We start from the raw sequence: 23268 nt of genomic DNA on the forward strand, positions 1-23268 counted from the left end.
CGGCAGCGCCGTGTGTCGGGTCGATGCGGTGCGCGTCGCGCCCGTTACGATTACTGCGCGTCGTCGCACGGCTTCAGCGTGTCGGCGACCGCCTGCGCGACGTGTTCGAGATGCGCGGCGTCCGCGGCGACCATGTCGTTGTCCGGCGCATGCTGGCCGCGGGCGGTCAGCGCCGCGACGCAACGCCGGTAGGTCGCCTCGAGCGCGTCGAACCGCGATACGGACATCCCGAGGTTGCGCATCCGGCCGTCGTGCACGCCGTACACGAGCGCGTGCACGGTGAGCGACTGGCCGCGCGCCCACGCGTCGTTGACGATCGTCGCGCGGCACACGTTGACGACCTGCTCGATCGCGTTCAGCTCGATCAGCCGGCGATAGCGCGCTTCGCCCACCGGCCATTCGTCGAGCAGCGCCGCGTGGCGCTCGCGCACGTCCTGCACGTGATGCAGCCAGTTGTCGGCGAGGCCGACGCGGCGGTTGTGCAGCGCGGCGTTCACGCCGGAGCAGCCGTAATGGCCGACCACCATGATGTGCTTCACGCGCAGGATGTCGACCGCGAACTGGATCACCGACAGGCAGTTCAGGTCGCTGTGCACGACGACGTTCGCGATGTTCCGATGCACGAACACTTCGCCGGGCGGCAGGCCGATGATCTGGTTGGCCGGCACGCGCGAATCCGAGCAGCCGATCCACAGATATTCGGGCGCCTGCTGGTCGGCCAGCCGCGTGAAGAATTCGGGATCCTCGGCGAGCTGGCGCTTGACCCACGCGTCGTTGTTGGCGAAGAGATGCGAAAGCGGATTGTCCTGGGTGTTCATCGATGTGGATTCCGTTGGCGGAAGTCGGGGCGACGGCGCGCGCGGGCGAGCTGCGTCGCCAGTGCGTCAGGCGGCGCGCTGCGCGGCGCCGGCGCCGTCGTCGTGGTCCGGCGTCGCGTCGAAGCGGGCGGCATAGCGCACGCAAAAGCGCAGCGACGTGTCGTACGGGTAAAAATCGGGCAATTCGCCCTGCAACAGCTTGTCCTTGCTCGCTTGCCACAGCGCCGGGTCGAAAAAGTCCGCGTGGTGCTTCATGAACACGGTGCGCACGCGCGGGTCGCCGAGCAGGAACGGACCGTAGGTTTCCGGAAAGATGTCGTGCGGGCCGACGGTATACCACGGTTCGCCCGACAGTTCATCTTCCTCGTTGCGCGGCGGCGGCACGCGCCGCACGTTGCAGTCGGTCAGGTATTCGATCTCGTCGTAGTCGTAGAACACCACGCGGCCGTGGCGCGTGACGCCGAAGTTCTTGTACAGCATGTCGCCGGGGAAGATGTTGGCCTTCATCAGCTCCTTCACCGCGTTGCCGTACTCCTTCACGCCGTGCTCGATGTCCGCGTCGCTGCCGTTCTGCAGGTACAGGTTCAGCGGCGTCATCCGCCGCTCGATGTACAGATGCTCGATCACGAGGTTGTCGTCCTCGTATTCGAGCAGCGACGGCACTTCCTTCTCGAGCTCGCGCACGAGCGCATGGTCGAGCCGCGACAGCGGCAGCGCGACGCTCGAATATTCGAGCGTGTCGGCCATCCGGCCGAGCCGGTCGTGGCGCTTCACGAGCTGGTACTTCTCCATGATCTGCGCGCGCGTGGTTTCCTTCGGCGGCGGGAAGTGATCCTTGATGATCTTGAACACGTACGGGAACGACGGCAGCGTGAACACCAGCATCACGAGGCCCTTGATGCCGGGCGCGATGATGAAGCGGTCGCTCGAATGCGACAGATGGTGCAGCAGATCGCGGTAGAACAGGTTCTTGCCCTGCTTCTGCAGGCCCACCGACGTGTAGATTTCGGCCTTCGGCTTGCCGGGCATGATGGTGCAGAGGAAATCCACGTACGCGGACGGCACGCCCATGTCGACCAGGAAGTACGAGTGCGAGAAGCTGAAGATCACCTGCAGCAGCTCGCGGCGCAGCAGCACCGTATCGACCGCGAGCACGCCGGCGCGCACGTGGCGGATCGGCATCGCGAACGGCAGCACGCGATCGGCGTTGATGATGCGGCCGATGATGTACGCGCTCTTGTTGCGGAAGAACAGCGACGACAGCACGTGAATCTGGAAATTGGGCGCCGCATCGAACTGGCCGAACTCGTCGTCGATCGCCTGCATCACGCAGCCGATGTCGCGCGTGAGGTCCTCGAACGGCGGCTCGAGCTGGAAGTTCGTGACGATGCGCTCGAGCGTGGCCGCGAGCCCGTCGGTGCCCGGATAGTACGCGCGATAGGTCGGCTTCGCGGCCGGCTCGTCGTTCTCCAGGTATTCGGTCGAGATCGCCGGCCGCACGAAGATGAAGTCGTTGTTGAAATACGAACGGTGCAGGATCTTGCAGCAGACCGAATTGAAGAAGGTTTCGGCGCACTCGGGCTGGCGATGCGACGTGAGCAGCCCGATGTAGTGCAGCTTGATCTGCTGCCACACTTCGTCGTCGATGTTCTCGGCGTCGTATTCGTCCTCGAGCAGCTCGACGCATTCCTTCACGCGCTCGTCGTACGACGTGATCCGCTCGCGTGCGAGGCGCTGCAGCCCGTGCCAGTCGCCGCGCTCGTACAGCGTCTTCGCTTCGACGGCGGCTTCCCGAAAGATCCGGTAGTGGCGGTCGAAGTATTCGAGCATCGTCTGCGCGATGTCGAAACCGATCTGCGACGACAGCAGTTTGGGGAAGTGATTCATGCGTGCAGGCTCGTTCGAGAGGGACCGTAGAGGGACCGTAAGCACTCGCCATTCTAGCGCCCAAGTCGGCGTTTCAATGATTTCCGCGACGCCGCGCCGACGGCCGTCACAACGCGCGTTGTGCGCCGTTGCAGGCGGTTCGGTGCATCTTCGCGCAAAGATGCGGGTACGGAACCGATTCTGGCACGAACTTTTTTCGCGCGGCGAACGCGCGCCGCACGGCCCGCATCGCGCGGCGGCGCTAGAATCGACGCGATAAGCGCAGCGGCGCGCGCGTCGTCCGCCGGGTGCGGGCTCGGGCTCGGGCCGCCCGCGCCCGGATCGCCGCGCATTGGCACGCCATTGCCCACCATTACACGCCTTTCGCACCGCAGGTGCGCCGCGTGTGTACCGATAACGACGAGACACCCCACCGATGAACGCACTGGAACACCAACTCGACTATCCGTTCGCCGACACGCTGCCCGCCGCGGGCGACACGTTCGAGGTCGCGCCGGGCGTGCGCTGGCTGCGCATGCCGCTGCCGTTTTCGCTCGACCACATCAACCTGTGGCTGCTGCGCGACGAGATCGACGGGCAGGCCGGCTGGACGATCGTCGACTGCGGGATCGCGTCGGACGCGATCCGCACGCACTGGGAACACATCTTCGACACGCAGCTCGACGGGCTGCCGGTGCTGCGCGTGCTGGTCACGCATTGCCACCCCGATCACTTCGGTCTCGCCAACTGGCTCTGCGAAGGCGGCGAGCGCGGCCGCTGGAACGTGCGGCTGTGGATGACGCTCGGCGAATACATGTTCGGCTGCCTGATGGCGGCCGGCAACGGCTCGAACGCGGGCGGCGCGGCGGCGGCCGAGCATTTCGCGCGTCATGGCCTCACCGATCCGGTCGCGCTCGACAAGCTGCGCAGCCGCCGCAGCTACTACTCGGACCTCGTGCCGGCCGTGCCGCCGCGCTACCGGCGCCTGCGCGACGGCGACGCGGTGACGATCGGCGCGCGCACCTGGCGCGTCGTCACCGGCTACGGGCATTCGCCTGAACATTGCGCGCTCCACAGCGAAGCGGACGGCGTGCTGATTTCCGGCGACATGGTGCTGCCGCGCATCTCGACCAACGTGTCGGTGTTCGATCTCGAGCCGGAAGCGAACCCGCTTGCGCTGTATCTGGAATCGCTCGGCCGCTACGAGACGATGGCGCCCGACACGCTCGTGCTGCCGTCGCACGGCAAGCCGTTCCGCGGCGTGCGCACGCGCATCGCGCAACTGCGCGCGCACCACGACGCGCGTCTCGACGAAGTGCGTGCCGAGTGTGCCGAACGCCCGGCGAGCGCGGCCGACATCGTGCCGATCATGTTCCGCCGCCGCGAGCTCGACATCCATCAGATGACGTTCGCGCTCGGCGAGGCGCTCGCGCACCTGAACCTGCTGTGGCTTGCCGGCGAGCTCGTGCGCGAGCAGGGCGACGACGGCATGCTGCGGTTCCGCGGCGTGCGCTGAGGGCGCTGCGTCGTCCGTTACGCGGCGGCCGCGGGGCGCAAGCCGGCGCGCTGTCGTTGCGTGGTGTGGTTGGGGTGGGCGAGGCGGCGAACGCACGCGTCGTGCGATGCGGTGTCGATCGGGCCGGGAAAGCCGGCCAGCGCGGCTTCGATCGCGCGCGCCGATTCGGGAGCGAGGCGTGTGGTCAGCTTGTCGAGCAGCAGCAACCAACTGCGCGTGCGTGCGGTGCCGCAACGCGCATCCGATTCTTGGCGGCCAGCGGCGGGTGCCGCTGGCGGTGAGATGAGACGCGCCGTGCATGCGACGCATGCACGCACGCCTCACACGCTTACTGCACGGACACCGTCGTGAAGTTCTGACGGCCGAACGGGCTCACGCGATAGCCGCTCACGTTCGCGCGCGTGAGCGCGGCCGCGGTCGGGTAGCCGAGCGGAATCCACAGCGCCTGGTCGTGGATGATCTTCTGCGCCGCTTCGTACAGCTTCGCGCGCTTGGCCTGATCGGCGGTCGCCTTGCCGTCGGCGATCAGCTTGTCGAGCTGCGCGTCGCAGAAACGCGCGAAGTTGATGCCCGACTTCACCGCGTTGCAGCTGAACAGCGGCGTCAGGTAATTGTCCGGATCGCCGTTGTCGCCGGCCCAGCCCATGAACAGCATGTCGTGCTGGCCGAGCTTCGCCTGCTTGATCAGCTCGCCCCATTCGATCACCTTCACGTCGGCCTTCACGCCGATCTTCGCGAGGTCGGCCTGCAGCAGCTCGGCGCCGGCCTTCGGGTTCGGGTTCAGCACGCTGCCGGTCGGGCGCGTCCAGATCGTCGTCGTGAAGCCGTTCGGGAAGCCGGCCTGCGCGAGCAGTTGCTTCGCCTTCGCCGGATCGTACGGATACGGCGCGAGGTCCTTCGCGTAGCTCCACGTGTTCGGCGGATACGGGTTGTTCGCGGCCGTCGCCGTGTTGTCGAACACGACCTTCAGATAGGTCGCGCGATCGAAGGCGAGGTTCAGCGCCTCGCGCACCTTGTCGTTGTCGAGCGGCCTTTTCTGCGTGTTCAGCGCGACGAACGCGGTCATGAACGCGGGCGTCTGCACGACCTTCAGCGCGCTTTCGCCCTTCGCGGCGAGCACGTCCTGCGGCTTCGGCGACAGCGCGATCTGGCATTCGCCGGCCTTCACCTTCTGCATGCGCACCGACGCGTCGGGCGTGATCGCGTAGATCAGCCGGTCGACCTTCGGCTTCGCGCCCCAGTAGCTCGGGTTCACGTCGTAGCGGATCAGCGCGTCCTTCGTATAGCTCTTCAGCACGAACGGGCCGGTGCCGATCGGCTTCGCGTTCAGGTCGGCCTGCTTGCCGGCCTTCAGCAGCTGGTCCGCGTATTCGGCCGAGTAGATCGACGCGAAGCCCATCGTCAGGATCGGCACGAACGTCGCGTTCGGCTCGTTCAGCACGAACTTCACGGTGCTGTCGTCGACTTTCGAGACCGACTTCACGAGCTTCGCGAGGCCCATCGACTGCGCGTGCGGGAAGCCGCTCGCGCCGGCCACCTTGTGCCACGGGTTCGAATCGTCGAGCATCCGCGCGAACGTGAAGACGACGTCGTCGGCGTTCAGCGGGCGGCCAGGCTTGAAGTAGTCCGTGGTCTGGAACGCGACGTTCGGGCGCAGATGGAACGTGTAGGTGAGGCCGTCGGCGCTCGCTTCCCATTTGTCGGCGAGCGCGGGGACGACCTTTTTGGTCGCTTCGTCGTACGACACGAGCGTATTGAAGATCACGTCGGCCGACGCGTTGGTGGTGACGAGCGAGTTGTACTGCACGACGTCGAAGCCGTCGGGGCTCGACTCGGTGCAAACGGTGAGCGGCTTGGCGGCGGCGACGCCCGGAGCGGCGACGGCGGCGGCCAGTGCCGCCGCGGCGAACAGCTTGACGTGCATAGGTTCTCCCACGTGACTTGTGATTTTTGCGCGGTGTCGGAATGCGGCGCGGCCCGGCGAGGCCGGGCCGGCGCGGCTGGCGAATAGGATACCGTCAAAGCGCGCGCGGCGTGGGTAAAGGCGCCGGAACGCGGCGAATTGCGCGACAAACGGGTGCGTTCGCGACGGAATGCGTGCTGGGGCGGCGGCGCGGTGGGGTGTGCGGTGGCGCGGGGAGGGAAGTGGCGGAAGCAACGAGAAGCCCGGCGCGGCTGGCTGGCGGCAGCGATGCTTCGTGCGTGTGTTTGGCGCACGGCGCGGCGCGGGGTGCGCGATGCGTGAAGCGTGGAATGTGGCGCGTGAAGCGTGAAGCGTGAAGCGTGGAATGTGGCGCGTGAAGCGTGAAGCGTGAAGCGTGAAGCGTGAAGCGTGGAGTGTGAAGCGTGGAGCGTGAAGCGTGAAGCGTGAAGCGTGAAGCGTGGAGTGTGAAGCGTGAAGCGTGGAGCGTGAAGCGTGGAGCGTGAAGCGTGAAGCGTGAAGCGTGAAGCGTGGAGTGTGGAGTGTGGAGTGCAGCGCAGTGCGCAGTGCGAAGGGCGAAGGTAGAGCGTAGAGCGAGATGCGAGATGCGAGATGCGCGATGCGCGATGCGCGGCGCCGGAGGTATCCGGCCCGAACCAACGGCACGCTCGCCGCGCCGACGCAGAACCGTCCCGCGGCACCCGCCCCGCGAGCGCCGCGTCAGTGCGCGCCGGCCTTCGGCTTGCGCGGCGCCTTTTCGAACAGACGGTCGTAGAGCCAGCGCGGCAGCACGTGCAGCACCTTCGCGACGACGCCCATCTGCCACGGGATCACGCGGAACGCGTGTTGCCGCGCGATCGCGCGGGCCGCGCGGGCCGCGAAGCGGTCGGCGTCCATCAGGAACGGCATCCGGTACGGGTTGTGCGCCGTCATCGGCGTGCGGATATAGCCGGGCGCGATCGTCACGACGCCGACGCCGGCCGGCCGCAGTTCGACGCGCAGCGCCTCGAGGTACTTGATCGCCGCCGACTTCGACGCGCTGTAGGCGCCCGAACCCGGCAGCCCGCGCACGCCGGCGACGCTCGCAACGCCGACCAGCGTGCCGTGGCGCGCGGCCGTCATCGGGCCGACGAACGGCTCGAAGGTCGCGACCATCCCGTAATAGTTGATGTCCATCACGTCGCGGAACGCGGCGAGATCGCCCTGGCCCGTGACGGCGCCCTGGCTGATGCCGGCGTTCGCGATCACGACGTCCGGGCAGCCGTGCGCGGCGATGAACGATGCGGCGGCCGTGGCCAGCGCGTCGGCGTCGCGTACGTCGGCGCGATACACGGACACCGACAGCTTCGGAAAGCGCCGCGCGAATGCGTCGAGCGCTTCGGTGCGGCGCGCGACGAGCGCGAGCGTCGCGCCCTGGCGTGCATATTCGTCGGCCAACGCGAGGCCGAGGCCGCTCGACGCGCCGGTGATGAAAACCTTCAGCGGAGTAGTCATGCCGGCGCGCGCTCGCGGATCAGAGCTTCTTGTCCTGCACCTGCTTCACGAGGTAGTCGAGCACCTGCGCGGTACCCGGAATGCTGTTCGTGTAAGCCGGGCCCGTCTTGTACTTGCCCTGAACGACGACGGTCGGCACGCCGTCGATCGCGTAGTTCTTCATCAGCTCGGCCGACTGCTTGACCTGGCCTTGCACGCTGAACGAGTTGTACGCGTCCATGAACTGCTTCTTGTCGACGCCTTGCGTCGCCAGGAAGTCGGCCTGCGCCTGCGGCGTCAGCAGGTAATTCTTCTGCTTGTGGATCGCGTTGAAGATCGCCGGCGTGACCTTCTCCGAGATGCCCAGCGCGGACACCGCGTAGTACAGCTTCGAATGCGGGACGAAGTCGTCGCGGAACGCGACCGGCACGCGCTTGAAGTCGATGTTGGCGCCTTGCTTCTTCACCCACGCCTCGAGCGTCGGCTCGAATTCGTAGCAGTGCGGGCAGCCGTACCAGAAGAATTCGATGACCTCGACCTTGCCGGCCGGCGCCGACACCGGCTGCGGCGACTTCATCACTTCGAAGTCCTTGCCCGACACCGGTGCGGCGGGCGTTGCGTGCGCGAAGCCGGCGACCAGGCCCACGGAGAGGAGAAGCGTGCTAAGCAGTTTTTTCATGTTGGGAACGTCGTCAGTTGCTCGGGTTACGGAACGTAACGGAATCTGCGTGGGCGCGGCCGGCGCTCACTGCTTCGTGAAGCGGATCACCGCCGTGTCGACACCTGCATCGGACAGGCGCTGACGGGCCGAGTTCATATCCTCGAACTTCGAGAACGGGCCGACCCGCACGCGGAAGTAGGTCACGCCGCTGACGTCGCGCTTCGATACCTTCGACTCGAAGCCCTGGAAGCCGAGCCGTGCGCGCTGCTGCTCGGCGTCGCTTTCCGTCTTGTACGCGCCGACCTGCAGGAAGTAGCCGGTGTTCGCGTCGCTGGCGCTCGGCGCTTTGGCCGCTGCGGACGACGTCGCGGACGGCGCCGGCTTCGCGGCGGCTTGCTGTTGCTGCTGCTTTTGCGCGGCGGCCTGCTGCGCCTGCTTCTGCGCGGCGAAACGCGCGAGGTCGTCCTCGCCGGACTGCTGCGGTTGTTGCGCCTGTTGCGTCTTCTTCGGCGGCGGGTTGTCGGCCGGCTTCGGCGCGACGGCGACGCCGTTGCCCGACGCTGCGTTGTTCGAGGCGTTGTTCGACGCGGTGCCGTTGTTCGCGCTGCCGGAGCCGTTCGCGCCGTTCGCGTTGCCCGACGACGGCACCTCGACGATCTGCGGTTCGGGCAGCAGGCCGCCCTGGGTCTGGTTCGCGGCCTGGCCGGGCGCGGTATTGGGCGGCGCGGACTGCGCGGCCTGCGGCACCGGCTGGCCGGGCGTCTTGCCCTGCAGCGCGCGGTTCGGATCGAACTGCTGCGGCTGGCTCGCGCCGTTGTCGACGGGCGGCGCCACCTTCGACACGAACGGCGACGGCGAACGCGTGATGTAGAGCGCCACCACCACCGCAATCGCGAGGCCGACGATCAGGCCCAGCACGATTCCAAGAAATGTTCCTCCGGCTTGTTTCGATTGCTTCGAAGTTCGGCGTGGTTGTGCCATTGCTTGAGTCACCTGCAAAAAGAATCGTGAAAAGGCTGCGGCAGGCGGGATCCTGCGGGCGGGCGCCGCCGCGGCCATTCGCTGCCTGGTTCGGGCAGCTTACATCTTGGCGGGCGCGGATACCCCGAGCATCGCCAGGCCGTTCTCCAGCACCTGCCGGGTCGCGGCGAGCAGCGCGGCGCGTGCGTTGCGCGGCGCTTCGTCGTCGACCAGCACGCGCTCCGCATTGTAGAACGAGTGGAATTCACCAGCGAGATCGCGCAGATAGAACGCGACCGCGTGCGGCGCCAGCTCGTTCGCGGCGTGCGTGAGGAGATCCGGATACTCGGCGAGCTTCTGCATCAGCGACACGGCCTGCGGGCTCGTGAGCTGCGACAGGTCGGCGCCCGGCAGTTGTGCGACGTCGACGTTGTAGCGCGCCTTCAGTTCGTTGAGCACCGAGCAGATCCGCGCGTGCGCGTACTGGACGTAGTAGACGGGGTTCTCGTCGTTCTGTTTCAGCGCGAGGTCGATGTCGAACACGAACTCGGTGTCGGCCTTGCGCGAGATCAGGAAGAAGCGGACCGCGTCGCGGCCGCGCGTGATGGTCGCTTCGTCGATCATGTCGGGCGCGGCCTCCTGGCCCGGCGCCGCGCCGCCCGACCATTCGATCAGGTCGCGCACCGTCACGTAGCTGCCCGCGCGCTTCGACAGCTTCACTTCCTGGCCGTCGCGCATCACGGTGACCATCTTGTGCAGCACGTAGTCGGGATAGCCCTTCGGGATGCCGATGTGCAGCCCCTGGAGCCCGGCGCGCACGCGCGCGATCGTGCCGTGGTGGTCAGAGCCCTGGATGTTGATCACCTTCGTGAAGCCGCGCTCCCATTTCGTCACGTGGTACGCGACGTCCGGCACGAAGTACGTGTACGTGCCGTCCGACTTGCGCATCACGCGGTCCTTGTCGTCGCCTTCGTCGGTCGTGCGCAGCCACAGCGCGCCGTCCTGCTCGTAGGTCATGCCGGCCTTGACCAGCGCGTCGACTGTCTTCTCGACGCGGCCTTCGCTGTACAGCGACGACTCGAGGTAGTACTGGTCGAATTTCACGCCGAACGCCTGCAGGTCCATGTCCTGTTCGTGGCGCAGGTAGGCGACCGCGAACTTGCGGATCGCGTCGAGATTCTCGATGTCGCGCGCGCCGGTGACCGGCTCGCCGTCCTTCGCCGCGACCGTCGCGCCGTTCAGGTAGTCGCGCGCGATGTCGGCGATGTATTCGCCGTTGTACGCGGCTTCGGGCCAGCCGGCGTCGCCCGGCTTCAGGCCGCGCGCGCGCGCCTGCGTCGAGATCGCGAGGTTGGCGATCTGCACGCCCGCGTCGTTGTAGTAGAACTCGCGGTGCACCGCGTAGCCCTGGCTCGCGATCACGTTCGCGAGCACGTCGCCGAGCGCCGCCTGGCGGCCGTGGCCGACGTGCAGCGGGCCGGTCGGGTTGGCCGACACGAATTCGACCAGCACCCGCTTGCCTTTTTCACGCTCCGACGTGCCGAACGCGCGGCCCTGCTCGAACACGGCGGCGATCACGGCCTGCTTCGCGGCGGCGCTCACGCGCAGGTTGATGAAGCCCGGGCCGGCGATTTCCGCCGCGTCGACGAGCCCTTGCGCGGCCGGCTGCGCGACCAGCGCCGCGACGATCCGCTCGGCGAGCTGGCGCGGGTTCGTGCCGAGCGGCTTGGCGAGCTGCATCGCGACGTTGCACGCGACGTCGCCGTGCGCGGCGACCTTCGGGCGCTCCAGCGTGATGGCCGGGATGACGAATTCGGCGTCGGCGCCCTTGAGCGCGTGTGCGACCTGCGCGACGCTATCCGCGAGCAGGGCTTCGAGGGTCTGTTTGTGTGCTGGCAGCATGCTGGTAGAAGGCTTCGTTGGTGGCGGCCGGAAGCGCCGGCCCGCCGGCGCGCTTTTTAAGCGCGCGTTTCAGGGATCGCAGAATTTTAACAGGTGCTAATATGCCGCTCAGGCGCCCCGCGTCCGCGAGGCCGGACGCCGCCCTGCCGGCGTCCTCCCCACCGCGCCGTGCGGGCACAACAAGATGAAAAGGGAATTGTCATGATTACGTTCAAGAGCAAGGCGGCACAGGATCTAGACGTGCTGAAGGATTTCGCTGTATACGTGCTGGGCCTCGTCGGCAAGCAACTGGGCGAACGCGGCGTCATTACGCACGACGAATTGGACCACGCGATCGCGAAGCTGGAAGGCGCGGTCGCGCAGGCGAAGCAGGAACGCGCCGAGCACGCCGGCCATTTCCACGAGGACGACGACGATCACGCGCACCACGAAGTGCCGGCGAGCCTCGCGCAGCGCGTCGCACCGTTCCTCGCGATGCTGCGTGAAGCGAAGGCCGCGCAGGCCGACGTGCACTGGGGCTTCTGAACGCCCGTCGCCGGTCGCCACGCGCCACGCGCCGGCCGGCCGACGCAGCCCGGCAGGCCAGAATGCCATGAAAAAAGCCCGCATCGCGCGGGCTTTTTTCATTTCGTATGACCAAAGCGGCGCGCCGATGCGCGCGCCGCGCCCGGATCACAGCTGCGGCGCGAGCGCGCGGCGCGCGTCGTCGAGCGACAGCGACATGCGCCGCGCATAATCGTCGAGCTGATCCTGCCCGATTTTGCCGACCGAGAAATACCGGCTGTCCGGATGCGCGAGATAGAAGCCCGACACGCTCGCCGCCGGGAGCATCGCGAGCGAATCGGTCACGCTCATCCCGATCTCGTCCGCGTGCAGCGCCGCGAACATGTCGCGCTTCACGAGGTGGTCGGGGCAGGCCGGATAGCCGGGCGCCGGACGGATGCCCGCGTACTTTTCGGCGATCAGCGCGTCGTTGTCGAGCGTCTCGTCGCTCGCATAGCCCCACAGCTCGCGGCGCACGCGCGCGTGCATCGCTTCGGCGAACGCTTCCGCGAAGCGGTCGGCGAGCGCCTTCAGCATGATCGCGCTGTAGTCGTCGTGGTCGGCTTCGAACTGCTTTTCCTTCACGTCGACGCCGAGGCCGGCCGTCACCGCGAACATCCCGATGTAGTCGGCGACGCCCGAGTCCTTCGGCGCGATGAAGTCGGCGAGCGAGCGGTTCGGGCGCATCACGCCGTCGACCACCGGCCGCACGCTCTGCTGGCGCAGGTTGCGCCACGTGAGCAGCACTTCCGTGCGCGTGTCGTCGGTGTAGATTTCGATGTCGTCGTCGTTCACCGTGTTGGCCGGCAGCAGCGAGATCACGCCGTTCGCGGTCAGCCAGCGGCCCTGGATCAGGCGCGCGAGCATCGACTTCGCGTCGGAGAACACGCGGCGCGCGGATTCGCCGACGATCTCGTCGTTCAGGATCGCCGGGTACGGGCCCGCGAGGTCCCAGGTCTGGAAGAACGGGCCCCAGTCGATGTAGTTCGCGAGCTCGTTCAGGTCGTAGTTCTTGAACACGCGCCGGCCGATGAACTTCGGCTTCACCGGGCGGTAGCTCGACCAGTCGATCTTCGTCTTGTTCGCGCGCGCTTCGGCGAGCGTGACCATCGGCTGCGCCTTGCGGTTCGCGTGCTGATCGCGGATGCGCTCGTAGTCGGCCTTCAGGTCGTCGAGGTACTTGGCCGCGCCTTCGTCGGACAGCAGGTTCGACGCGACCGACACCGAGCGCGACGCGTCCGGCACGTAGACCACCGGCCCTTCGTAATGCGGCGCGATCTTCACGGCGGTGTGCACGCGCGACGTCGTCGCGCCGCCGATCAGCAGCGGGATCTTCTTCACGCGGAAGTAGTCGTCGCGCTGCATTTCCGACGCGACGTAGGCCATTTCCTCGAGGCTCGGCGTGATGAGCCCCGACAGCCCGATGATGTCCGCGCCCTCGACCTTCGCCTTCGCGAGGATCTCGTTGCACGGGACCATCACGCCCATGTTGACCACTTCGAAGTTGTTGCACTGGAGCACGACCGACACGATGTTCTTGCCGATGTCGTGCACGTCGCCCTTCACGGTCGCGATGACGATCTTGCCCTTCGCGCGCACGTCGCCGCCCGCTTCCGCGAGCAGGCGCTTCTCTTCCTCGATGAACGGGATCAGGTGCGCGACGGCCTGCTTCATCACGCGCGCCGACTTCACGACCTGCGGCAGGAACATCTTGCCCTGGCCGAACAGGTCGCCGACGATGTTCATGCCGTCCATCAGCGGGCCTTCGATCACGTTGATCGGGCGCCCGCCCGCCGCGGCGATCGCCGCGCGCGCTTCCTCGGTGTCTTCGACGATGAAGTTCGTGATGCCGTGCACGAGCGCATGCGCGAGACGCTTCTCGACCGGCTGGTTGCGCCACTCGAGGTTCTCTTCCTTCTTCGCCGCGCCGGTCTTGAACTTGTCGGCGATCTCGAGCAGCCGGTCGGTGGAATCGGCGCGGCGGTTCAGGATCACGTCCTCCACGCGCTCGCGCAGCTCCGGATCGAGGTCGGCGTACACGCCGAGCTGGCCGGCGTTCACGATGCCCATGTCCATTCCGGCCTGGATCGCGTGGTACAGGAACACGGTGTGGATCGCCTCGCGCACCGGGTCGTTGCCGCGGAACGAGAACGACACGTTCGACACGCCGCCGCTCACCTTCGCATACGGCAGGTTCTGCTTGATCCAGCGCGTCGCCTCGATGAAGTCGACCGCGTAGTTGTTGTGCTCCTCGATGCCGGTCGCGACCGCGAAGATGTTCGGGTCGAAGATGATGTCTTCCGGCGGGAAGCCGACTTCGTTCACGAGGAAGTCGTACGAGCGCTTGCAGATCTCGGTCTTGCGCTGGTAGGTGTCGGCCTGGCCGGTTTCGTCGAACGCCATCACGACCGCGGCCGCGCCGTAGCGGCGGATCAGCTTCGCGTGGTGGCGGAACGCGTCCTCACCTTCCTTCAGCGAGATCGAGTTCACGATCGCCTTGCCCTGCACGCATTTGAGGCCGGCCTCGATCACGTCCCACTTCGACGAGTCGATCATGATCGGCACGCGCGCGATGTCCGGCTCGGACGCGATCAGGTTCAGGAAGCGCACCATCGCCGCCTTCGAATCGAGCATCGCCTCGTCCATGTTGACGTCGATCACCTGCGCGCCGTTCTCGACCTGCTGGCGCGCGACCGCGAGCGCCTCGTCGAACTGGCCGTTGAGGATCATCCGCGCGAACGCCTTCGAGCCGGTGACGTTGGTGCGTTCGCCGACGTTGATGAAGAGCGTCCCGGACGTGACGTTGAACGGCTCGAGGCCGGCAAGGCGCATCATGTGATCGGTCATGGCGGTGCGAATTCTGGTGAGGTAGGGCGGGCGTTGATGCGGGTGGTCAGGCGGCTTCGCTGTACTGGCTCGGCCAGCGGCGCGGCTTCACGTCGGCGAGCGCCTTGGCGATCTCGGCGATGTGCTCGGGCGTGGTGCCGCAGCAGCCGCCCGCGAGGTTCACGAGCCCGGCCTGCGCGAACTCCTTCAGCAGGCCCGACGTGACGTCCGGCGTCTCGTCGAAGCCGGTGTCGCTCATCGGGTTCGGCAGGCCCGCGTTCGGGTAGCAGGACACGTAGGTGTCGCACAGCTTCGCGAGCTCGGCGATGTACGGGCGCATCAGCGCCGCGCCCAGCGCGCAGTTCAGGCCGAACGTGAGCGGCTTCGCGTGGCGCAGCGAATTCCAGAACGCCTCGACCGTCTGGCCCGACAGGATGCGGCCCGACGCGTCGGTGACGGTGCCCGAGACCATGATCGGCAGGCGCTCGCCGGTGTCCTCGAACAGTTCGTCGAGCGCGAACAGCGCGGCCTTCGCGTTCAGCGTGTCGAAGATCGTCTCGACGAGGAACAGGTCGACGCCGCCGTCGAGCAGCGCCTTCGCCTGCTGGTAGTACGCGGCGTGCAGCTCGTCGAACGTGATGTTGCGCGCGCCCGGATCGTTGACGTCGGGCGAGATGCTGGCCGTCTTCGGCGTCGGCCCGATCGCGCCCGCGACGAAGCGCGGCTTGCCGGGCGTCGCATGGCGGGCGGCCGATTCGCGCGCGAGGCGCGCCGATTCGACGTTCATCTCGACGACGAGGTCTTCCATCCCGTAGTCGGCCTGCGCGACGGTCGTCGCGCCGAACGTGTTGGTCTCGACGATGTCGGCGCCGGCCGCGAAGTACTGGTCGTGGATCTCGCTGATGATCTGCGGCTGCGTGAGCGACAGCAGCTCGTTGTTGCCCTTCACGTCGCGCGGGAAATCCTTGAAGCGCTCGCCGCGATACGCGGCCTCGTCGAGCTTGTAGCGCTGGATCATCGTGCCCATCGCGCCGTCGAGGATCAGGATGCGCGATTTCAGCAGCGCGGGCAGTTCGGCGCCGCGCGTGTAGCGCGCGTCGGGCGGGGCGGAAGCGGCGAGAGGGGACGCAGACATGGCGGCAGAGCGGCGAAGACGGGAAAACCGCCATTGTAGCCGCTGCGCCGGCGCGTCGCCCGCGCTCGCGCTGGGCGGCGGCCGTGATGCGCGCCACCGAGCGGGCCGGCGGCCGCCTCAAACGAAAACCCCCGCCCGGCGAACCGGACGGGGGCTTGGATCGGAGTGCTCGCGGGGCCGCGCAAGCGCGGCAAACGGCCCGGCGTGGCGCCGGGCCGCGCGTCGTCAATGCAGGACGACGGGCATCATCATCAGGCTGTCGAACTGGCCGAGGAATTCGTCCACTTCGTCGAGCGACGGCTCATCCTCGATCAACTGCTTCACGTGGGCGCGGAATCGCTCCGCGAGTTCGCCGTCGATGAAGATCTCGCGCTGCGCGTTCTTGTCGACGATTTCGTATCCGCCGGCATTCATCAGATGGTGGCCGGCCTGCGGCGCAAATTCGACGACGCAGTAATTGGGGCTGTTGTAGATCATTTGCATGGCGGCACTCCTCTTCGCAGTGGCATCTGGCCTTGTTGTCCCGTAGGTGGGGTAGCCTTTGCCGGTTTCAAGGGGCTTGCGCTGCACACCCCGTTCTCCCGTTCGCGTGGGGTGTATCGGGTTAGAAGCCGATGTCTCTAAAACGTTTCCTATTGTGATCCGGTGCACTGAAATAGTTGTTAAAGAGTGTCATCGGCCATTTTTTCAATACCTTTAATCGGTCGAAATTGCCGATCGATGCCGCCTCATTGTGCGGGCGGCGCGGAGGCAGGCGTCGTGTCCGTCGGCGCGGGCATCGGCGGCTGCGCCGACGGCTGCTCGGACGGCTGTTGCGTAGGGCCAGCCGGCTCGCTCGCCGGCGCGGCAGATGCCGATGCCGGGGCAGGCGCGTTCGTTGCGTCCGGCCCCGAGCGGTCAGCCGGTGCAGCCGGGACGGTCGATGCAGCCGGTGCAGCCGGCGGCGCGAGCGGGCCGTGCCACACGAGCTCGATCTGCGCGCCGTTCGGTTCGGTCTGCATCAGCCGCGCGGGCAGCCAGCCGAGCGACGGCGCGAGCCACATGTCGATGCGGCGCGTGTCGCCCGCGCGGCGCGGCAGCCGCATGAAGTGGCGGGCGCGCACGATGCCGGCCTGCGTGTGCACGTCCTCGTCGCCGATCACCATGATCGGCCAGGTCTCGCCGTTGTTGTTGTCGATCACGAAGAACTGCTGCGTGACGCCCGGCCGGTACGCCGACGGATTGCCGCGCACGAGGCCCGACAGTTGCATCAGCATGCTGAAGCGATCCTGCACGCCGTCGGGCAGCGGCGCGTTGTTCGGCGTGCGCGTGAACACGACCTGGTGAATCTCGCGGTTGAAGATCGCGATGTCCTCGGGGCGCTTGCCGCGCTGTTCCACATATCGGTCGGGCGCGACGCCGAAGGCGTCGATGCGGCCTTCGCTGCGGTACGTGAACGGGCCGATGAACGGCACCGGCATCGACACCGACAGATCGTACGTGCGTCCGTCGTTGCGCCAGTGGATCGTGCCGATCATGTTCTGCATTCCGTTGTAGAACGTGTCGTATTGCAGGTCGCCGGACGGCGGCGCGTCGAATTTCACGCCGCTCGTCGCGGGGCCTGGCGTCGCGGCGCTCGCGGCCGATGCTGCTTGCGCGCCGGACGCGCCCGCCGTGCCGCTCGCTGCCGATGCGGCCGATGCTCCCGATGCCGCAGCAGGCGGCGGCTCGCCGTGCTCGGCGGTCTGCGTCGACGTGAGCACGCGCGGCTGCGCCGGCGCCGGCTTGCGCGCCGCGCGGGCCGGCTTCGCGGGTGCGGCGGCGGCCGCGGCCGGCGCGTCGACCGGTTTCGACGCGGGCCGCCGCTCGATCGGTTGCGGCTTCAACAGTTCGATCTGCACCGGAATCTCGGCGGGCGCGGGCGGCGTGAACGCGTCGCGATTGCGCGCGAGCCACCACGCGGCGAGCGCATGCAGCACCAGCACGACGACGAGCGCGACGCCCACGCGCAGCCAGCGGCGGGGCAGGACGTGACGAGGACGGGTGGCGGCAGGCGGCATCGACGAAATGGAGCGGAAGGAAGGCCATGGCGCAGCGGACGTGCCGCGCGTCACAGCTCGGACCGCCGCGCGCGTCGCGCGTTCGCGTGCATCGCGGGCAGGGGCGCGCGCCGCCCGTCAGGCGTCGCGCGCGTCCGGACTATAGCCGAGTTCGTACGACAGTTTTTGCGCGCAAGCGCGCAGCGCGGTGTCGATCTCGCCGCCCCAGGCGATGTCGAAGCTGCCTTCCTGGCCGAGCGCGACGACCGCGAGCGCGAGTTCGCCGACCGCATCGAACACCGGCATGCAGAACGCGTGGATCGTCGGCAGCAGCATGCCTTCGACGCGCGCGGCCCGATGCGCGCGCACGTCGGCGAGCACGGCGTCGACTTCGGCGAGCGTGCGCGGGCCGCCGTGATGCGGCGAGCGCCGCGTATCGGCGAGCTCGCGTTCGATCATCGCGGCCGTCTTGCTGCGCGGCAGGTACGCGGCGAACAGCAGGCCCGTCGCGGAACCGAGCAGCGGCATCACGTCGCCGAGCTTCAGCGACGCCTTCGCCGGATGGCTCGATTCCATCCAGTGCACGATGGTCGGGCCCTGGTTGCCCCATACTGCGATGCCGACCGTCTGGTCGACGCGGTCGCGCAGCTCGGTGAGCGCAATGCGCGCGAGCTTCACGCCGTCGACGCGCGCGAGCCGCGCGAGCCCCATCTGCAGCGCGAAGCCGCCGAGTTCGTAGCGGCCCGACACCGGATCCTGCGACACGACGCCGAGCCGCGAGAAGCTGACCAGATAGCGGTGCGCCTTCGCGGGGCTCATGCCCGCGCGCTGCGCGAGGTCGCGCAGCATCATCGCGCGCGGCTCGCGCGTCAGCACGTCGAGCAGGCGGAAGCCGACCTCGATCGACTGGATGCCGGAGCGCAGCTTCTCGCCGCCTTCGCCGTGCTCGCCGGAGCCGTCGGTGTCGGAATCGGCGAGATCGTCGTCGGGAAGCGGGCTGGCGGGCATGGGCAACGGCGCGCGGCAAGGCGGCAAGGATGGAGCGAAAACGGCGCGCATGCGAGCGTGCGCGCCGCACGGATTCACCATCGTAAAATAGATTCCCTCCATCGTCACTACAACGGCAGACCCCCATGAAACTTGCATCGCTGAAGGACGGCACGCGCGATGGCCAGCTGATCGTCGTGTCGCGCGACCTGCACACCGCGGCGATCGCCGACGCGATCGCCCCGACGCTGCAGCGCGTCCTCGACGACTGGGCGTTCTACGCGCCGCAACTGCGCGAGCTGTACGACGCGCTGAACCACGGCCGCGCGCGTCACACGTTCGCGTTCGACGCGGCGAACTGCATGGCGCCGCTGCCGCGCGCCTTCCAGTGGGCCGACGGCTCCGCCTACGTGAACCACGTCGAGCTGGTGCGGCGCGCGCGCGGCGCCGAGATGCCGCCGGAGTTCTGGACCGATCCGCTGATGTACCAGGGCGGCAGCGACGACTTCCTCGGCGCGCGCGACGACATCGTGTGCGCGTCCGAGGAATGGGGCATCGACTTCGAGGCCGAGGTCGCGGTGATCACCGGCGACGTGCCGATGGGCGTGTCGCCGGACGACGCGCTGAAGGGCGTGCGGCTCGTCACGCTGGTGAACGACGTGTCGCTGCGCAACCTGATTCCGGCCGAGCTCGCGAAGGGTTTCGGCTTCTTCCAGAGCAAGCCGGCCACCGCGTTCGCGCCGGTCGCGGTGACGCTCGACGAGCTCGGCGACGAATGGCGCGACGGCCGCGTGCACCGGCCGATGATCGTCCACTGGAACAACCGCAAGGTCGGCCAGCCGGACGCGGGCGCCGACATGGTGTTCCATTTCGGCCAACTGATCGCGCACGCGGCGAAGACGCGCAATCTGCGCGCCGGCTCGATCGTCGGCTCGGGTACCGTGTCGAACAAGGACGCGAAGCGCGGCTACTGCTGCATCGCCGAGAAGCGCTGCCTCGAGACGATCGAGCACGGCGCGCCGCAGACCGACTTCATGCGCTACGGCGACACCGTGCGCATCGAGATGTTCGATGCGGCCGGCAAGTCGATTTTCGGCGCGATCGAGCAGGCCGTCGCGCCGCCCGACGGCGCGGCCTGACGTACGGCGCTGACGCGCGGTCTGACGCGCGCGCCGCGGCCGGCCCGCGCGCCGGGTTTCGCCCGATGTTTGCCCGCGCGGGCTTGGCTACACTCGATTCAGGCGTTTCAACCGACCCACGAACCCGGGAGCTGGGCATGGCCGATCTTGCCGCCTATGGCGGTTACGAAGCATTGAAGGTGACGCGTCGCGCGCATGGCGTGCTCGACATCGTGATGAGCGGCGAGGGCGCGAACCGCAGCGGCCTCGCCACAGCGAACGCGCGGATGCATCGCGAGCTGGCCGACATCTGGCGCGACGTCGACCGCGATCCCGACACGCGGGTCGCGGTGATCCGCGGCGAGGGCAAGGGCTTTTCGGCGGGCGGCGATCTCGCGCTCGTCGAGGCGATGGCCGACGACTTCGACGTGCGTGCGCGCGTGTGGCGCGAGGCGCGCGACCTCGTCTACAACGTGATCAACTGCAGCAAGCCGATCGTGTCGGCGATGCACGGACCGGCGGTGGGCGCGGGGCTCGTCGCGGGCCTGCTCGCCGACATCTCGATCGCCGCGAACGACGCGCGCATCATCGACGGCCATACGCGGCTCGGCGTCGCGGCCGGCGATCATGCGGCGATCGTCTGGCCGCTGCTGTGCGGGATGGCGAAGGCGAAGTACTACCTGCTGCTGTGCGAGCCGGTGAGCGGCGCCGAGGCCGAGCGGATCGGCCTCGTGTCGCTCGCAGTCGAGCCGGACGCGCTGCTGCCGAAGGCGTACGAAGTGGCCGAGCGGCTCGCGCACGGCTCGCAGTCGGCGATCCGCTGGACCAAGTACGCGCTGAACAACTGGCTGCGCAGCGCCGGGCCGACCTTCGATTCGTCGCTCGCGCTCGAATTCATGGGTTTTTCCGGGCCGGACGTGCGGGAAGGCATCCGTTCGCTGCGCGAGCGGCGCGCACCCGATTTCTCCCCGGACGCGCCGTTCTGACGCGCGCTATGATCGAATCACACGCGGCGCGGCCCGTGCCGGCCGCTTCGCTCACCCAGTCAACCAGGATGCCCGTATGACGACCGATGCCCCCGGCTCCAATCCTTTCGCCGGCTTCGCCGGCTTCAAGCCCGCCGACATGCTCGACCGGATGTGGGACATGATGCGGATGTCGCCGTTCGGCGGGATGGCGTCGTTTCCCGGCGCCGCGTCGGGGCTGCCGCCGTCGCTGTCGAGCATGTCCGACATGATGACGCCGCTCACGAGCGTCGAGGAGCTCGACAAGCGGATCACCGATCTGCGCGCGGTCGAGCAGTGGCTCAAGCTCAATCTCGGCATGCTGCAATCGGCGATCCAGGCGCTCGAGGTGCAACGCGCGACGCTCGCGACGCTGCGCGCGTTCGGCGCGTTCGCGCAAAGCTCGATGTCGGCCGCCGAGGAAGCCGCGGTCGCGGCGGCGCAGGCCGCGTCCGCGCCGCGCGCCGAGGCGAGCCAGCCGGCGCCGGACGCCGACGCGCCCGCGGCCGGCGACGCCGCGCAGCAGCCGTTCGATCCGGCCGGCTGGTGGAACCTGCTGCAGACGCAGTTCAACCAGCTCGCGAGTCTCGCGATGGCGCAGCCGGGCGCGCAGCCCGGGGCGCCGGCCGACGCGGCGCCCGAGCCGGCCGCGGGTGCGCCGGCACCGGCGGCGGCGGCGGCACCGGCTGGGTCGGCGGGCGCGGGCGCAGCCGCGCCACGCAAGCCGGCCGCGAAGCGGGCGAAGCCGGCCGGCTCGGCGGCCGCGCGCGCGGCCGCGGCGTCGTCGCCGGAAACGCGTCCGCCGAAGCGCTCGACGTGACGCTTCGCACCTAGCCTGCAGGCCGACCATGCGACTCGCGCTCGTGCTGATGGGCGGCGGCGCACGCGCCGCGTATCAGGTCGGCGTGCTCAAGGCGCTGGCCGAGATCGCGCGCGAGGCCGATCCGCTCCGCCATACGACGCCGTTCGCGGTGGTCTGCGGGTCGTCGGCCGGCGCGATCAATGCGACGTCGATCGCGAGCCACGCCGACGATTTCTCGCACGGCGTGCGGCGCCTGCTCGAATTCTGGGAGCCGCTGCGCGCCGACTACGTGTATCGCACCGACTGGCTCGGCATCGCGGCGGCGGGTGCGCGCTGGCTCGCGACGATGACGTTCGGCTGGGCGGCGCGCCGCTCGCCGCGCGGGCTGCTCGACAACGCGCCGCTCGCGCACCTGCTGCAGCGCGAGCTGAGCTTCCACCGGATCGAGCAGATGCTCGAGAGCCGGCTGCTGCATGCGCTGTCGATCACCGCGCTGAGCTACTCGAGCGGCCGCCATCTGACCTTCTACCAGGCCGCCGAGCCGATCCAGGCATGGCGGCGCGCGCAGCGCACCGCGCGACTCGTCGATCTGTCGGCGTCGCACCTGCTCGCGTCGTCGGCGATTCCGTTCGTGTTCCCCGCGGTGCCGCTCGTGCTCGACGGCCAGATCGAATACTTCGGCGACGGTTCGATCCGGCAGGTCGCGCCGCTGTCGCCGGCGATCCACTTCGGCGCGGACCGGATCGTCGTGATCGGCGCGGCCGATCCGCGGCCGGAAATCCCGGCGCCGAACGGCTCGGGGCTGGTGCGCGGCTATCCGACGCTCGCGCAGATCGGCCAGCAGGTGCTCGCCAGCGTGTTTCTCGACTCGATCGGCTCGGACATCGAACGCATCGAGCACATCAACCGGATGATCGAACACCTGCCGCACCAGGTCGAGCTGGACAGCGGCTGGCGGCACGTCGACGTGCTCGCGATCGCGCCGTCCGAGCGCATCGAGCTGATCGCCGCGAAGCACCTGAAGCAGATGCCGGTGACGATGCGCGGGCTGCTCGGCGCGGTCGGCGGCAGCCAGCCGGCCGGCGCGTCGTTCGCGAGCTATCTGCTGTTCGAGGAGGCGTTCACGCGCGAACTGATCGAACTCGGCTACCGCGACGGCCGCGCGCAGCGCGACACGCTGGCCGCATGGATCGCGGGCGCCGACGGCGGCAGCGCGGCGGTGCCCGGCGCCCGGTCCGAAGACGGTCGGCCGGCTGGTGAAATGCGGGTCTGATGCGATGCCGCGCGGCTCGACGCGGCGCGACCGCGCGAGGCCGGTGACGTCGAGCACAGTCGCCCCACCGTTTTCCAGCTGCGCGGCGACTGCGAGCAGTGCGCCGGCGCAGGCGCCCGTTGTGTTTCGCGACGCGCGCCCCGCGACCGTTCGTCGCACCGCCATTGGCGGCGCGCGACCGGGCGGGCGTCTCGGAACCGTCATGCCCGCGTGCTATCATGGCCGCCGCCGTATACACCATATCGAGCAGTCTGCTTGCCGGCCGCTGTGCGCGATTCCGCCTGGAGCCGCGTCGCGCCGGGCAGGTTCGCCAACGGGCCGGCTTGCGCCGGCCACCACATCGGGCACGCGCAGCCGGTTCCGTTCGAACGGAGCGGGGCCGCGGCGTGCTTCAGGGCGGCAGCGCGGCCGCCCGGCTGCCGGACGTGGAATCTGCGTCCGGGGG

General features: G+C 68.4%; 19 protein-coding genes. 6 read left to right on the plus strand and 13 right to left on the minus strand.

The window, feature by feature from the left end; genetic code table 11:
* Window positions 1–50 precede the first annotated feature (50 nt).
* Window positions 51–818 (minus strand): carbonate dehydratase, encoded by a 768-nt coding sequence (gene can / locus MBR110_RS03325; RefSeq protein ID WP_011886175.1) that lies wholly within the window; start codon window positions 816–818, stop codon window positions 51–53.
* A gap of 66 nt (window positions 819–884) precedes the next feature.
* A complete protein-coding gene (gene aceK, locus MBR110_RS03330) occupies window positions 885–2705 on the minus strand; it encodes a bifunctional isocitrate dehydrogenase kinase/phosphatase (RefSeq protein WP_059461190.1) in 1821 nt (606 codons plus the stop codon).
* A 415-nt stretch (window positions 2706–3120) separates the two neighbouring features.
* On the opposite strand from aceK, the gene MBR110_RS03335 reads away from it, so the two are divergent.
* Complete coding sequence (locus tag MBR110_RS03335; RefSeq protein ID WP_014723748.1) at window positions 3121–4200, plus strand: MBL fold metallo-hydrolase; 1080 nt, start codon at window positions 3121–3123, stop codon at window positions 4198–4200.
* Between the two features lie 17 nt (window positions 4201–4217).
* Here the strand turns inward: MBR110_RS03335 and MBR110_RS03340 are convergent, their stop codons facing one another.
* The 6 genes from MBR110_RS03340 to argS form a co-directional block, all read right to left on the minus strand.
* Window positions 4218–4406, minus strand: a complete 189-nt coding sequence (locus MBR110_RS03340; RefSeq protein WP_059475390.1) for a hypothetical protein — start codon at window positions 4404–4406, stop codon at window positions 4218–4220.
* Between the two features lie 122 nt (window positions 4407–4528).
* Window positions 4529–6124, minus strand: coding sequence for an ABC transporter substrate-binding protein (locus tag MBR110_RS03345; protein ID WP_011886171.1), 1596 nt, complete (start codon window positions 6122–6124; stop codon window positions 4529–4531).
* Window positions 6125–6841: 717 nt separating this feature from the next.
* The gene (locus tag MBR110_RS03350) at window positions 6842–7615 is read right to left on the minus strand and encodes an SDR family oxidoreductase (RefSeq protein ID WP_011886170.1); all 774 of its coding nucleotides are present in this window, start codon (window positions 7613–7615) and stop codon (window positions 6842–6844) included.
* 19 nt (window positions 7616–7634) lie between these two features.
* Window positions 7635–8273: a thiol:disulfide interchange protein DsbA/DsbL gene (locus MBR110_RS03355; RefSeq protein WP_011886169.1), complete on the minus strand. Its 639-nt coding sequence runs from the start codon at window positions 8271–8273 to the stop codon at window positions 7635–7637.
* A gap of 66 nt (window positions 8274–8339) precedes the next feature.
* Window positions 8340–9236 carry an SPOR domain-containing protein gene (locus tag MBR110_RS03360; protein ID WP_175983591.1) on the minus strand — a complete coding sequence of 299 codons (897 nt, stop codon included), beginning with the start codon at window positions 9234–9236 and terminating at the stop codon, window positions 8340–8342.
* 99 nt (window positions 9237–9335) lie between these two features.
* Entirely contained in the window at window positions 9336–11117 is a 1782-nt protein-coding gene (gene argS, locus MBR110_RS03365) for an arginine--tRNA ligase (protein WP_014723744.1), read from the minus strand.
* A gap of 201 nt (window positions 11118–11318) precedes the next feature.
* Between argS and MBR110_RS03370 the strand changes: the two genes are divergently transcribed.
* On the plus strand, window positions 11319–11642 hold the full coding sequence (locus MBR110_RS03370; RefSeq protein ID WP_011886166.1) for a DUF1840 domain-containing protein: 324 nt from the start codon (window positions 11319–11321) through the stop codon (window positions 11640–11642).
* Window positions 11643–11789: 147 nt separating this feature from the next.
* On the opposite strand, the gene metH is transcribed toward MBR110_RS03370, so the two are convergent.
* The 5 genes from metH to MBR110_RS03395 all read right to left on the minus strand — a co-directional run bounded on the left by metH (window position 11790) and on the right by MBR110_RS03395 (window position 18647).
* Window positions 11790–14507, minus strand: coding sequence for a methionine synthase (gene metH, locus MBR110_RS03375; protein ID WP_181709165.1), 2718 nt, complete (start codon window positions 14505–14507; stop codon window positions 11790–11792).
* A gap of 46 nt (window positions 14508–14553) precedes the next feature.
* Window positions 14554–15621, minus strand: a complete 1068-nt coding sequence (locus MBR110_RS03380) for a homocysteine S-methyltransferase family protein (RefSeq protein ID WP_014723742.1) — start codon at window positions 15619–15621, stop codon at window positions 14554–14556.
* A 225-nt stretch (window positions 15622–15846) separates the two neighbouring features.
* Window positions 15847–16104 carry a BTH_I0359 family protein gene (locus MBR110_RS03385; protein WP_006477667.1) on the minus strand — a complete coding sequence of 86 codons (258 nt, stop codon included), beginning with the start codon at window positions 16102–16104 and terminating at the stop codon, window positions 15847–15849.
* A 245-nt stretch (window positions 16105–16349) separates the two neighbouring features.
* On the minus strand, window positions 16350–17660 hold the full coding sequence (locus MBR110_RS03390) for a DUF3108 domain-containing protein (protein ID WP_176327415.1): 1311 nt from the start codon (window positions 17658–17660) through the stop codon (window positions 16350–16352).
* Between the two features lie 117 nt (window positions 17661–17777).
* The gene (locus MBR110_RS03395; protein ID WP_176300577.1) at window positions 17778–18647 is read right to left on the minus strand and encodes an IclR family transcriptional regulator; all 870 of its coding nucleotides are present in this window, start codon (window positions 18645–18647) and stop codon (window positions 17778–17780) included.
* 125 nt (window positions 18648–18772) lie between these two features.
* Here MBR110_RS03395 and MBR110_RS03400 point away from each other — a divergent pair, with 125 nt between their 5' ends.
* From MBR110_RS03400 to MBR110_RS03415, 4 genes are all read left to right on the plus strand, one after another.
* On the plus strand, window positions 18773–19765 hold the full coding sequence (locus MBR110_RS03400; protein WP_014723739.1) for a fumarylacetoacetate hydrolase family protein: 993 nt from the start codon (window positions 18773–18775) through the stop codon (window positions 19763–19765).
* 137 nt (window positions 19766–19902) lie between these two features.
* A complete protein-coding gene (locus MBR110_RS03405) occupies window positions 19903–20730 on the plus strand; it encodes an enoyl-CoA hydratase/isomerase family protein (RefSeq protein ID WP_014723738.1) in 828 nt (275 codons plus the stop codon).
* Between the two features lie 76 nt (window positions 20731–20806).
* A complete protein-coding gene (locus tag MBR110_RS03410; protein WP_011886159.1) occupies window positions 20807–21568 on the plus strand; it encodes a PhaM family polyhydroxyalkanoate granule multifunctional regulatory protein in 762 nt (253 codons plus the stop codon).
* A 28-nt stretch (window positions 21569–21596) separates the two neighbouring features.
* Window positions 21597–22823, plus strand: a complete 1227-nt coding sequence (locus MBR110_RS03415) for a patatin-like phospholipase family protein (RefSeq protein WP_011886158.1) — start codon at window positions 21597–21599, stop codon at window positions 22821–22823.
* Window positions 22824–23268 lie beyond the last annotated feature (445 nt).

This window comes from Burkholderia sp. MBR-1, assembly GCF_013822785.1.
Lineage (GTDB): Bacteria > Pseudomonadota > Gammaproteobacteria > Burkholderiales > Burkholderiaceae > Burkholderia > Burkholderia vietnamiensis.